The organism is Paenibacillus macerans, assembly GCF_050565405.1.
Classification (GTDB): Bacteria; Bacillota; Bacilli; order Paenibacillales; family Paenibacillaceae; genus Fontibacillus; species Fontibacillus macerans_B.
This window is the reverse complement of sequence record NZ_JBNYYG010000007.1, coordinates 113,202-126,166: the sequence shown is the minus strand read 5'-3', so window position 1 is coordinate 126,166 and position 12,965 is coordinate 113,202. Positions and strand designations below refer to the sequence as shown.

The 12,965-nt window shown below is 57.0% G+C and carries 10 protein-coding genes; 2 read left to right on the top strand and 8 right to left on the bottom strand.

Going from position 1 to position 12,965, the window contains the following annotated elements:
- Positions 1 to 34: 34 nt before the first annotated feature.
- Both ACQ4N8_RS07710 and ACQ4N8_RS07705 read right to left on the bottom strand, forming a co-directional pair.
- Positions 35 to 760, bottom strand: a complete 726-nt coding sequence (locus ACQ4N8_RS07710; protein WP_430703778.1) for a ThuA domain-containing protein — start codon at positions 758 to 760, stop codon at positions 35 to 37.
- Positions 747 to 1,823 (bottom strand): Gfo/Idh/MocA family protein, encoded by a 1,077-nt coding sequence (locus ACQ4N8_RS07705; RefSeq protein ID WP_430703755.1) that lies wholly within the window; start codon positions 1,821 to 1,823, stop codon positions 747 to 749. The genes ACQ4N8_RS07710 and ACQ4N8_RS07705 overlap by 14 nt, the downstream gene beginning before the upstream one ends.
- Before the next feature lie 137 nt (positions 1,824 to 1,960).
- Between ACQ4N8_RS07705 and ACQ4N8_RS07700 the strand changes: the two genes are divergently transcribed.
- Positions 1,961 to 2,851 carry an AraC family transcriptional regulator gene (locus ACQ4N8_RS07700; RefSeq protein ID WP_430703754.1) on the top strand — a complete coding sequence of 297 codons (891 nt, stop codon included), beginning with the start codon at positions 1,961 to 1,963 and terminating at the stop codon, positions 2,849 to 2,851.
- Between the two features lie 12 nt (positions 2,852 to 2,863).
- On the opposite strand, the gene ACQ4N8_RS07695 is transcribed toward ACQ4N8_RS07700, so the two are convergent.
- The 6 genes from ACQ4N8_RS07695 to ACQ4N8_RS07670 form a co-directional block, all read right to left on the bottom strand.
- A complete protein-coding gene (locus ACQ4N8_RS07695) occupies positions 2,864 to 4,117 on the bottom strand; it encodes an MDR family MFS transporter (protein ID WP_430703753.1) in 1,254 nt (417 codons plus the stop codon).
- A gap of 70 nt (positions 4,118 to 4,187) precedes the next feature.
- The gene (locus tag ACQ4N8_RS07690; protein ID WP_430703752.1) at positions 4,188 to 5,984 is read right to left on the bottom strand and encodes a sensor histidine kinase; all 1,797 of its coding nucleotides are present in this window, start codon (positions 5,982 to 5,984) and stop codon (positions 4,188 to 4,190) included.
- 9 nt (positions 5,985 to 5,993) lie between these two features.
- Positions 5,994 to 7,577, bottom strand: a complete 1,584-nt coding sequence (locus tag ACQ4N8_RS07685; protein WP_430703751.1) for a response regulator — start codon at positions 7,575 to 7,577, stop codon at positions 5,994 to 5,996.
- A 167-nt stretch (positions 7,578 to 7,744) separates the two neighbouring features.
- Entirely contained in the window at positions 7,745 to 9,445 is a 1,701-nt protein-coding gene (locus ACQ4N8_RS07680; protein ID WP_430703750.1) for an extracellular solute-binding protein, read from the bottom strand.
- 75 nt (positions 9,446 to 9,520) lie between these two features.
- Positions 9,521 to 10,414: a carbohydrate ABC transporter permease gene (locus ACQ4N8_RS07675; protein ID WP_430703749.1), complete on the bottom strand. Its 894-nt coding sequence runs from the start codon at positions 10,412 to 10,414 to the stop codon at positions 9,521 to 9,523.
- A gap of 21 nt (positions 10,415 to 10,435) precedes the next feature.
- Positions 10,436 to 11,377, bottom strand: coding sequence for an ABC transporter permease (locus ACQ4N8_RS07670; protein WP_430703777.1), 942 nt, complete (start codon positions 11,375 to 11,377; stop codon positions 10,436 to 10,438).
- A 223-nt stretch (positions 11,378 to 11,600) separates the two neighbouring features.
- On the opposite strand from ACQ4N8_RS07670, the gene ACQ4N8_RS07665 reads away from it, so the two are divergent.
- Positions 11,601 to 12,950 (top strand): amino acid permease, encoded by a 1,350-nt coding sequence (locus ACQ4N8_RS07665; RefSeq protein WP_430703748.1) that lies wholly within the window; start codon positions 11,601 to 11,603, stop codon positions 12,948 to 12,950.
- The last annotated feature ends 15 nt before the right edge of the window (positions 12,951 to 12,965 follow it).

Sequence of the window (12,965 nt, the reverse complement as noted above, 5' to 3'; positions counted from 1 at the left end):
GCCTCCGTTCATAAGCGAAACAGCTTGTCGGGCCTTACTTGCTCTCCAGCGGCGCCGTCCGTCCGTACGCCGGCTGCGGTCCGGCTACCGGTGCCGCCCATTCCACGGCATTGGCGATCACTTGCTGCACCTCGGGCTGGTGGTATACCGGGAACGTCTCATGGCCCGGGCGGAAATAAAATACCTTGCCCTGGCCGCGCCGGTAGCAGCAGCCGCTGCGGAACACCTCGCCGCCTTCGAACCAGGAGATGAACACCAGTTCGTCCGGAGCCGGGATTTCGAACCGTTCCCCGTACATTTCTTCCTTCGGTATCTCGATGTATTCTCCCAAGCCCCGGGCGATTGGATGGCTCGGCTCGATGACCCAGATCCGTTCCTTCTCGCCGTCGTCGCGCCATTTCAGTTCTCCGGTATTCGTCCCCATCAGGCTGCGGAAAATTTTCGACGCATGGCCGGAGTGCAGCACGATCAGTCCCATGCCGTGCAACACGCGCTGACGCACCTTCTCCACGATCTCGTCGCGCACTTCCTCATGCGCCATATGGCCCCACCAGATCAGGACGTCCGTCCCGGCCAGCGCTTCATCCGTCAACCCATGCTCGGGATCGTCCAACACGGCCGTTTTGACCGCAAACCCGTCCCTCGCCTGCAGGTAGCCTCCGATCGCTTTATGAATGCCGTCGGGGTAGATCGCCTTGACCTGATCATTGCGTTTCTCGTGGCGAAACTCGTTCCACACCGTTACGTTAATGGTTGGTATCATGCCATGCATCCTCCTGTTGAATCGTAATCCATTTCTCTTCGGTAAATGAAGCAATGATCGAGTCGATCGTCCGCTGGTTCGAATACCCGTCCTCCATCGTGGCGTTCAGGCCGTCTCCCTTTCCTCGGACAAGATCGATGAAAGCCTGCATTTGGCCGGCCTGATACGAATCGGGGATCTCCAGCTTGCGGAACTCGCGGTCGCCTTCGTCTTCCAATCGCACATACAGTTCGTTCTCGGCCTCCAGCCGATAGACGAGCGCTCCGCGGGTACCGTAGATTTCCATGCGCTGGTAGTTGCCCCGGCCGTACGCAAAGCGGGATATCGCCATCGTGGAGGAGATGCCGCCTTGAAGCCTTGCCAGTACGTGGCAGAAATCATCCACGTCCACTTCGCCTTTCCCTTCGCCATCCGGCAAAGCCCGCTCTTTGACGATCGTGCCGGCGTCGCCGAAAGCCCGCTCCACATCGCCGACCAGAAAACGCTGGAGATCGAGAATATGGGAGCCCAAATCGCCCAACGCCCCCGATCCCGCAAGCGCCTTGCGGAATCTCCAAACGAGCGGAAGTTCCTCGTCAAGCCCCCAGCCCTGCAGATATTGGCTGTAGATATGTCTAATATCTCCCAGCCTGCCTTGATCCATCAGCGCTTTGGCGTAGCGGACCGCCTTTTTGTAGCGGTAACTGAAGCAGACCATATGCGGGAGGGGGGCGGCGGCTAACACCCCGCGCAGCACCGCAGCCTCGCGCGTATCGAGCGAGACCGGCTTCTCCAGGGCAAACGGCTTGCGCCGCAAGATCGCCTCCTGCGCGATGGCGAAATGGCTTTGATTCGGCGTAGCGATCGTTACCGCATCGACCGCGGGATCGCCAAGCAGCTCGCCGAATTGCCGATAACGCCTTGCTTCCGGGATGGCCAGCTCGGCCCCCCGCTTTGCCAACGCTTCTTCGCTCGCATCGCAGATCGACCACACCTCCGCGTCCGGACTTGCCAAAATACCGGAGATATGCGCGCCCGCAATTCCTCCGAGTCCGATCACGCCGATTTTTAACTTCTCCATGTGCACCGCCTCGCCCTCGATAAAATCGCTTTCAAATACTTCTTAAGTATAGGGCGTGGTAGAATGAACAGGAATGCCCGAATCATACTCTTTTTGTACAAAAACGACTTTTTATTTTTTTTGCGGGAGGTTTGCGAATGTTGGCCATGAACGTGGAAATGCTGCCCAAAATCAAGCTGATGGGGTTCGTATCCTATTCCCAGCCGTGGATTCATTTTAAGCGGACCACGCATGAGCATATTCTGTACTTTGTCAAAAATGGAGAGCTGCATCTTCGGGAGAACGGGATTCCTTACGTGTTGAGAAAAGGGGGCATGCTCCTTCTGGAGCCTTATCTGGAGCACGAGGGGATTGAAAAACATACCTGCGAATATTACTATATTCATTTCGAGCATCCGGACATGGCGTTCGTGGAGGTGCCGGATCTGCCGGCATTGGCCCGCAGGCGCATTCTGGAGGATGCGCAAACATCCGGCGGGAACGGGGACATTCCGAACTGCCTGATTCCCAAAAACTATGCCATAGCCAAAACAAGCTTGCCGCTTTCGTTTCTCGCGATGAACGAAATGCTTCAGCTGTACAAGCGGAAATATTTCAACCGCGGCCTCACCGCGCTGAAATTGACCGAGTGGCTGATCGAGATTTCGCGGGAGCATTTTATCGATACGCTGCAAACGGCGGAGGGGAACAATACCAAATCCTTCATTAAAGTGCATGCCCTGCTCGACTATATCCATGACAATTATGCCGACAAAATCACCGGTGCGGACATCGAGCAGGAGTTTGATTGCAACTACGATTACATGAACCGCGTGTTCGGTCAGCTAACCGGGCACAGCATTATGCGGTACGTCAACCGCGTCCGCATCAACCATGCCAAGGAGCTGATCGAGGCGACCCATCTCAGCTTCGGGGAAATCGGCTATTTGACCGGGCTCGACGACCCCTATCACTTCAGCAAGGTGTTCAAGAAATACGTCGGCGTCTCGCCCAGCCAATATTATAAGAACCGCCGCGAACCGGATTGACCCAGCCTTGGATCAGCTTTGAAGCTGGGCTTCCCCGCGCTTCTCCCCTGCCTCCGCCTTCACCTTTGCGGACAAATGGCGGTTGGCCAGCAGCAGGAACGGTACGCCGAAGGCGGTCGTCAGCGCAATGATCCCAAAGATGACCAGCGCGGACGTGACGCCAAGGGCATCCAGCAGAAATCCGCCCAGCAGCGGGGCCAGCACGTTGCCCAAATTATTGAAGCCGAACATGCCGAAATACGTGCCGCGCAGCGCCGCCGGCGCGATCCGGTCGACGAGCACGTCGGTCATCGTAAACATCAGCACCTCGCCGACCGTAAAGATGACGACGCCGAGCAGAAACGCCCAAACGGCATGTACCGCGCCGAACAGCAGCAGGCTGCCGGACACGAACAGATTGCCGGCAATCAGCGGCACGACCGGCGAGAAGCGGCTGGCGAATTTAACGACCGGGAACTGCACGGCCAGCACGACGATGGCGTTCAGCGACAGCATGTAGCCGAACAGCTCGGCCCCGTCGGCGATCCCCGGCGTCATCTCCAGGTATTGCGCCAGCGTGGAGCTGAAATGGCCATAGCCGAGCACGCAGAAAATCATGCCGATCAGCACGAACAAGAAGGTCCGGTCCCGCCCGGTAACCTGCATCGCCCCTTTGAGTGAGAGATGCTCGCCGGCGCCATGGTCCGCCGTGCCAATGTCCTTATGCGCCATGAACTGCACGACCAGCACGAGCCCGTAGCATAAGTACACCAACCCGGCGAAGTAGAAGGCCAGCCCCGACTCCGAGGCGCCCATCTGCAGTCCAAGGATCGGCCCGACGACGACGCCGAGATTAATCGCCGCATACCGCAGATTAAACACCAGCATCTTGCTTTCCTGCGGCGTGATGTCAGCCAGCAGCGCACGCGAGGTGGGCTCGAACAACGCCCGGCACAACCCGTTCAGCGCGTTCATGACGAAGAAAATCCAGATTTGGTTCGCCAGCCCGAAGCCCACGAAGACAAGCACCCAGCCGAAGATGGAAATGTACAGCACTCTTTTTCGTCCGATGACATCCGAGATATATCCGCCGTAAAAGCTGGCGAATACCCCGATCAGCGAGCTGACGGCCACCACGATGCCGGTCTCGGACGGTGAAGCTCCGAGCGATTTAATGAGGTAAATGGATAAGAACGGGATGCTCATGGACGAGGCCATACGGCCGAAAATCGTGCCGACGATAATGGTCCACGATAAGGGATGAATGTTTTTGAGATGCGCGTTCATGCAGTTCGCCTTCTTTGTTCACGAGTTGTACAAAACTATCTCCCTATTAAACCCGCCAAGTAAATATTTGTCAAGGCATGGCAGATTCCGTTTTTTGCCGGCTACAGGCGGCCGGAATCCGAATGAGCACCGTCGTCCCGATCCCGGGCCGGCTGAATATCGCCACGCCGTATTTCGCCCCGAAATGAAGCTGGATGCGGCTGTGCACGTTGCGGATGCCGAAGCCCGTCTCCGGTCCCTCCACGGGATCGAAGATTTGCCGGATGCGCGCCGGCGGCATGCCGATCCCGTCGTCGATGATTTTGAAATGAATGTCAGCCCCGTCCGGATACCCCCGAATCCGAATGTGGATCGGATCGCCGAACCAGGCGTGCTCAAGCGCGTTTTCGATAAAAGGCTGCAACATCAGCTTGACCGTCTCATATCGGATGATCGCCGGATCGATGTCGAACTCGAACGATACCGCCTGCCCGAATTTGGTCGTCTGGATATTGATGTAGGCTTCGGCCTGGGCCAGCTCGCTGCGAATCGGTATGATCGTCCGCCCGTCACTGAGCGACAGCCGGTAAAATTTAGCCAGATCCAGCACCATGCGCTGCAGCTTGTCGATTTCTCCGAATTTGGCCAGCCGGCTGATCGACGACAGCGTATTATAGAGGAAATGCGGATTGATTTGCGCCTGCAGCGTTTCCAGTTCGGCTTCCTTCTTCTCAAGCTGCGTCAAATAGACTTTCCCAATGAGTTGCTCGATATTATGCCCCATCTCGTTCAGCGCGGCGGCGATCTGCGAAAACTCGTCCTTCCCCCGGTAGCGCATCCGTTTATGCAGGTCTCCTTCGCGGAAGGCGTTGAGGACCGAGACGATTTTCGTCACCCGGATCGAGAAATAACGGGAGATGAACATCCCGGCAAACGTAAACACGATCAGGCACAGCACGCAGATCAGGATGACGAACCAGCGCACCTTCGCCGAGTCCTGCTCCATGATCGTCAGCGGAACGTGAGCCGTCAAAACCCATCCCGGGCCGCTGACCTCCTCCCGAATCGTCAAGTACTCCGGGTCCGTCTCCGCCGCAGCCGCATACGTCGCACCATCCGCTTCCAGCTCGCCGGACTGATACAGCACCCGTCCCGTCTCATCCTGGATCAACAGCTTGCTGCCTTCGCCGATTTTGCGGTAGTCCAGCGCCTCGAACAGCTCGCCGATCCTAACGGTCAGCCGCATAAAACCGATCTCCTGCAAATCGAGCGGCGTGTCGCTGTCGACCAGGCGGCGCAGCAGCGAAATCCGGCCGTAATCGCGGTCCCTCTCCACCTCCTGCCAAACGAGCGTGTCGCCGTATCGTTCCTTGGGAAAATCCCGATACCACGGCTTATCCCGGATTCGGCGCAAATGATACAGGTTATAGCCTCCTTCCAGCGCATCGGGATTTTCACGCAGAAACGAGCCGTGATACACCTCCGGCAGCGTGTCGTTAGCCAGGAACAGATACATCGCCATGCTCATTCCGGTAGCCCCCATGGCGATGTCGAACTTCGGCAAGAGGATCGTCGTCGTGCGCTCGTAGCTGTCCCAGCCTTCCTCGTAGCTGCGCAGCTGGGTCACGAGCGAATAGTCGTGATACAGCATCGAGGAGACGCGTTCCACGTCGGCCATTTTGTATACGACGTTATCGCGGATTTGCAGCAGCGTGCCTTGAATATTGCCGCGGGCTTGCTTGCGGATCGATTCCTGATAGAGGGAATGCGAGAAATAGCCGATGGCGAGCACGGGAATGAGGATAAACACCAGATAGGTTAACATCAGCTTATAGCCGAACGGCAGATATTTCCGTTTTTTCGCGGATGTAGGGTTAGGGATCGTCATGGCATTACGTCACTCCCGTTTGCGGAATTCCATCGGCGTCATCCCGAACGCTTCCTTGAACTGCCGGCTGAAATAAGGCATGTACCGGTATCCGACCTGCCCGGCCACCTCGTAAATTTTCACTTTCGGGTCTTTCAGCAGCTCCCGAGCCCGTTCCATCCGCAGGTCGATCAGCATTTCGCTGAAGCTTTTGCCCATTTCATCCTTAAATAAACGCCCCAGATAATTCGGCGAAAAAGAAAACTGCTGGGCGATATGTTTCAGCGTCACGTTTTCATGCAGGCGGGCCCGCATCGTCTCCACGATTTCGCGGGTTAAGCGGCTGCCGCCCGCACGGGCGCGTTTCTTCCGCTGCATCAGCTCCGAGATCGCGAATACCTTTCGGACGAGCCAGGACCGGATATCCCCCATCATTTCGAATTTGAGGATGACGTCGAGGCTGTGCAGTTCCATGCCCAGCAGCTCGAACAAATCCTCATCCAGCGCATGCAAATAATGGTCTAGCTTGAATACGATGTACATGGCCAGATTGTATACTGTGAATCTTGACCGCAGCGCCGAAACGGAGCGGAATAAAAGATCGATCTCGTCATGGATCCGCACCAGATCGTAATCCGACATCGCCCGGAATAACGCGTCTAGGCGGATATCGAGCGTCTTGGCATCGCTAAGCTCCGGCGCCCGGCGCACGTCCTCGTATTTGATGAGCTGGCCTTTGCCAAAGAACATTTTGCCGTCCAGCGATTCGAGCGCCTGCTTGAAGGATGCCGGAAGCTGGGACATGTGCGTGACCCGCTCCCCGAGACCAATGGTGACGGACGAGGACAGCCGGGAATCCAGCGCGCCGCCGAGCTCGGCGATGCAGCGGTCCAGGCCGTCCCCGTGCAGCACGACGGCCAGCCGGCGGCGCGACAGCTTGCAGCTGATCTTCATGCCGTGGGCGAGCAGCACTTCGTACAGCGGCTGAAGCCCGTCGTCCAGGCCGCCTCCGGCCGCCGACTCGCCGCCGTCGGGCAACCTCGGCAAGCCGTCCAGTTCCAACACCGCGGCGCGCAGCGGCCCGTTCAGCGCGTCGAGCCCGTAGGCCGCGGCCAGCTTCATGTGATCGGCGGATTGTCCCCAGATCCACTCGCCTTCCAGCAGGCGGACGAGCAACTCGTTTTGCGCCATCGGCTGGATCTGGCGGAACTGCTCCTCCGCTTGCCGGCGCCTGGCCTCGGACTCCAGGTCCAACGTAATCTGCTGCAGGGAAGCGATCAGCTCGTCGTCGTCCATCGGCTTCAATACATAGCTGCACGCTTTCATTGAAAGCGCTTGCTTAACATAATGGAAATCCTGGTGCCCGCTGACGAACACGACCCTGACGTCCGGCTTCCGGTCGATCGCCCGGCGCGCCAGTTCCAGTCCCGACATGTTCGGCATGTTGACGTCCGTTACCAGGATGTCGACCGGTTGCCGCTCCATCAGCTCGCAGGCCGAAAAGCCGTTGCTGACCGCGCCCACCACCTCCAACCCCAGCTCGGACCAGGGAATAAATCGCTTCATGCCTTCCAGATCCAGATGCTCGTCATCGGCGAGCAGTACCTTGTACAACAGCGTCAGCCCCCTTTTCCTTAACGCGGCAGTCCCCGCAGCATCTCATCCAATTCCGATATTAATAAGTATACCTATCCCCGGTTGCCCTTGAGAACGGAGAAATATGTCTTATGCAAACAAGGGGAGCCCGAACAACTTCGGGCCCCCTTGGTAACCGCTGGCGCTTAATTCCCCTGAATGATCGCCAGGTTCTCGCGCCAACGCTTGGTATAGTGTTCGAGCACCTTCTCGAATCCGGCCGCCATCGTATCCTCATGCGCTTTGTCCAGGATCGCCAGCGCTTCCTCGTCGGTCTTGGCATACAGCGTCTGCGCTCTCGCCTTCTGCCAGATATCGTTGGCTCGCTGGAAGGCGATGCCTTCCTCGGTGTCCGGCAGCGGGAACAGATTAATGAATTCCGTGGCGTCGCCTTGCGTTTTCCACGTGATTTCATACTGCCAATACGTCGACCAGTTCCGCTCGTTCTCCGGCAAGGTCGCTTCGAATTTCCCTTTGATGTCGTCGACGTAAACGGTATTGCCGACCCACATGACCGGGTCCATTTTCGTTTGGTGCTCCGCGAGTTTATCTTTATTCTTCGTATAGTTCTCCGTGAATTTCGGCGTGACGCCGTCGGCCTCCAGCCCTTGCCAGAACTCGCCTTCTACGCCCCACATTTGCAGCGTCATGCCTTCCGGTCCGGTGTACCAATCGAGGAAAGCGAATATCGCTTCCGGATCCTTGGCGCTGGTCGTGATGACGGCTGCGTTCCAGCCGAGCATGTTGTACGTGCCCGGGTAAATCTTGTTTTTGTCAAGTCCGGGCTTGTGGATCGGCCAAATCATGAAATAGCCAGCATCCGGATCCTGTTGCGTCAAGGCGGCGTGCGCCTGCATCGCGAACACGGTCGGGTTGGTGGAGGCGTAAACGGCAACGTTGCCGTTCATCAGCTTCTCTTGCACCTGGTCCCGCGTTTGCGTCATGGCATCCTGCGTCATCAGCTTCTCACGGAACAATTTCGCCGCGTACACGACCGATTCGCGGAAACCTTCGTCTTTATAAATGGACGTCATCGCATCGCCGTTCGGAACGGCAAAATAACGCGAGAAGCTCAGGTTGTTCTCCTTGAAGGCGGAGAAGATTTGATCGAGGCCATGCCCTTCGCTGGCCAGGTCCGTTTCGAGCGGGATGACATTCGGATATTTCTCTTTGACCAGCTTCAAATAAGCGTATAAATCGTCGGTCGTCTCCAGCTTGGGCGAGCCCAGCTCGTTATAGATCTTCTTGTTCACGACCCAGCCGGCGTTGCCGTTCGGGCGGTTGGTATACCAGTTCGGAAACTGGTACAGCTTGCCGTCGGGAGAACGCAGCATGTTCAACGCCTTCGGATCAAGCCACTGCTTCAGGTTGGGATACTTCTCGACGTATTCGTCCAAAGGCACAAGCATGCCGGCTTCGCGCAGCCGTTCCACGTCGGCCCCCCGTTCGCCCCAGATGACGTCCGGCATTTCCCCGGAGGCGATCATCGTGTTCAACTTCTGCACATTGTTGCCGCCGTTCGGGATTTCGGTGATGTTCACCTTTTTGTTATCCTTGATCCAGGCGGTCGTCGGGTCCCCTCCCCATTTCGGCATCGTGTACCAATCGTAGTTGCCGAACAGCGTGAACGCAAGCGGTTCCTTGCCGAGCTCGTAAAGCTGAAGCTCATTGGAAGTGGAATCCGTCTGGTTATTCCCCGTATTTGCGCTGTTTTCGGTCGGCGTCTCGGCGGCGTTCCCGCCGTTTCCGCTATTTCCTCCATTGCCGCCGGAACATCCGGCGACGATCAGGGCGAGCGTAACGCATACGGCCAATAGGTGGCTCAGACCCTTTCCCCTCTTTTTCATGCCGCTGTTATCCCCTTTCCACTTTCATTTTATAGGTTTAAAGCAAAGGAACTTGCTTCAAACGCTCGGTTCCGACTATTCCTTCAGCGAGCCGACCAGAACCCCTTTCACGAAATACTTCTGCACGAAAGGGTAGACCATGACGATCGGCAGCGTCGCGACCATCATCGTGGCCATCGACAACGATTTGCTGGTGACGGTTTTGGCCTGCTGCAAATGCGCCAAAGCGGATGCGTCCATGCTTGCCGTCTGTTCGGACACGATGTTGGAGGCGAGGATTTGCTTCAGTATCGTCTGGATCGGAAGCAATTCCACTTTCGATATATAGATACTGGCCAAAAACCACTCGTTCCAATGCCCGACCGCCGTAAACAGCGACAGCGTGGCGATGACCGGTCCCGACAGCGGCAGAACGATGCGGAACAGAGTCCCCCAATGGCCGCAGCCGTCGATCTTGGCCGACTCCTCCAGCCCGGCCGGCAAGCTTTGAAAGAAAGTACGGAAGATGATCATGTTCCAAACCCCGATCAGCGACGGGATGATGTACACCCAAAAGGAATTCATCAGTCCCAGATTGCGGATCAGCAGGAAGGACGGAATCAGTCCCCCGGAAAAATACATCGTAATAATGCACATCACCATATAATATTTACGGCCCATCAGCTCCCGCTTCGTCATGCCGTAGGAGAAGATGGCCGTCGCCAGAATGGCGCTGACCGTGCCCACGACCGTCCGCAAAACGGAGATCACGAACCCCGTCATCAGCCGTTCGTCCTGAAAGACGACCTGGTAATTCTCCCAGGAGAAGGCGCGCGGCCAGATCGTAATTCCGCCTTTGGACGTATCCAGTCCTTCATTCAGCGAAATGGCGACGGCATTCAGGAACGGGTACACCGTGGTGACGGCCAGCAGAATCAAAAAGGCATAAATGCAGGCTGCCATCACCCGGTCGCCCCTGCTGCTGTACATCGGCAAACACCTCCTCTCCCCTTACCATAAGCTGTTGCCGGATTTACGGGCCACATAGTTCGCGATGGTCAACAGCCCGACGCTGACGACCGCTTTGAACAAGCCGACGGCCGTGGCGTATGAATACCGGTAGTTGTTGATCCCGACGCGGATGACGTACGTATCGATGACATCGGATACATCCCGTAGCGCCGGATTGACCGCAAGCACGAGGATGTCCTCGAAGCCGGCGCTAAGCAAATTGCCGATGGCCAGTATCATGAAGATCGAGATGACCGGCATGATCGTTGGAAGCGTTATCAAATAAATCTGCTTAAAACGGCTGGCTCCGTCGATCGAAGCGGCCTCATACGTATTCGGATCTACGCCGGCAATCGCCGCCAGGTATATGATCGAACCGAAGCCGATTTCCTTCCAGACGTTGGTCGTGACCAGAATGCCCCAGAAATATTCCGGCAAGGACAGGAAATTGATCGGTTCCTGAATGAAATTGAGCCTTTGCAGCAGCATGTTGAGGCTGCCGTTGTCCGTGGCCAGCATCGATCCGACCAATCCGCCGAGAATGACCCAAGACATGAAATGCGGCAGGTAGGTAATCGTCTGCACCACTCTTTTGAAGACCATCTTCCGCACTTCGTTCAGCATCAGCGCCAGCAGAATCGGCGCCGGAAAGCCGATAAAGAACTTCAGCAAACTGACTACGATCGTGTTGCGCATCACGACGGCAAACTCCGGGGAGCCGAAAAAGTAGGCGAAGTGCTTCCAGCCCACCCACGGGCTGCCGGTAAAGCTGCGGCCGATTTTGTAATCCTGAAACGCGATCATGATGCCGTACATCGGGATGTAGCTGAACATGAAAATGAGCACGAGCGCCGGAATGACCATCAATTGCAAGTCGATTTGCCTGACAAAACGCGCGAACCCGCTTCTCCTGTTCGGCGCGTGCGGCGAAACGGGTCCCATATCCCGATTGGCGGACAGCCGGGCCATATCGCTTCCTCCCCTATACCATTTTCCCTCTTAAAAATCATTGTACGGAGCCGCAGGCCCGTTGCCTATCTGCCCAAACAACGAAATGTGATACAAATCAACCGGCATGATATCATTTCCGATCCAATGGGAATGGTGTAATATAAGGCAATGTGCGTTGTGATTGACTATCAAATATTCAGGGGGCTTTCTTACAGTGGAATCCAATCCGTCTACGTTGCAAAAAAAATTGCTGCCGCGGCACATCAGCTTCATGGCCATGGGCGGCGTCATCGGTACCGGCATTTTCAAAGGGAGCGCCGAAACGGTCAGCCTGGCCGGTCCGGGCGTGATCTTCTCCTACGTCTTCGCCGGCCTGCTGCTGCTCGTCGTGATGGGGGCGATCGCCGAAATGGCCACCGTGTATCCGGGCAAGAATATGAAGGACTTTATCCGCGAAGCGTTTGGGGAGCGCGTCTCCTTCATTCTCGGTTGGCTTTATTGCTTTATGTGGCTCGCCGTTTGCGTCATCGAAGTCATCGCCGCCGGCAGCTTCCTGCAGTTCTGGCTGCCCGATGTGCCCTTGTGGGTGCTCAGCCTGGCCAGCGCCGCTTTCATTATCGCCGTCAATATGATGAGCGTCGGCGGATACGGCGAGTTCGAATTTTGGCTGGCCGGCATCAAAATCGCCATGATCGTCGTGTTCATCGGGCTGGGGGCCGCCATGCTGTTCGGCTGGATCCCCGGGGCCGAGACTCCGTTCCCGCATAATTATACCGACTATGGCGGCTTTTTCCCGAACGGCTGGACGGCGATCTTCTCGGCGCTGCTGGTCGTGATGTTCTCCTACGGCGGCTCGGAGTTGATCGGGTTGACCTTATCGGAGGCCAAGGATGCGGAAAAAGTGCTGCCCCGCGTCGTCAAAAACTTTATTTTGCGCGTGGTGCTGTTTTATACGCTGCCGATTCTGATCATTTGCGGGCTTATTCCATGGAACAGCCTCAGCGAGCAGACTAGCCCGTTCGTGCAGGTGCTGACCTCCGCCGGTCTTCAGGGCGCGGCCCATCTGATGAACTTCATCCTGATCACGGCCGTGTTGTCCGCGGCCAACTCCGGCATTTACGGAGCGACGCGCATGCTCCACTCCATGGCGACCGGCGGCGAGGCTCCGGCTTCCCTCGCCCGAATTTCGGCCAAGGGGGTGCCGATGAACAGCCTGAAGCTGAGCGGCACCGTGCTCGTCCTCGGCTCCATGCTCGCCATGTTGAACCAGGCCGGATTGTTCCGCCTGCTGATGGCCGTTCCGGGATTTGTGGTGCTGCTCGTGTGGATCACCATCTGCTTGTCCCAGTATAAGCTGCGCAAAACCTATCCCGTTGCGCCGGCCTTTAAGGTCTGGGGTTATCCGTATATCACGCTGCTGACGGTGATCGGTTTGTCGGTGATTGCGTTGTTGTTCCTGTTCGACGCGCAAAACCGCGTCAGCATCGGCGTTTGCCTTGCCGTCTTGATCCTGCTGATCGTCTGGTCGGCCGTTCGTTTCCGCCCTCGGGCCGGGCGAGGCTAACAGCGCAACCTGCAT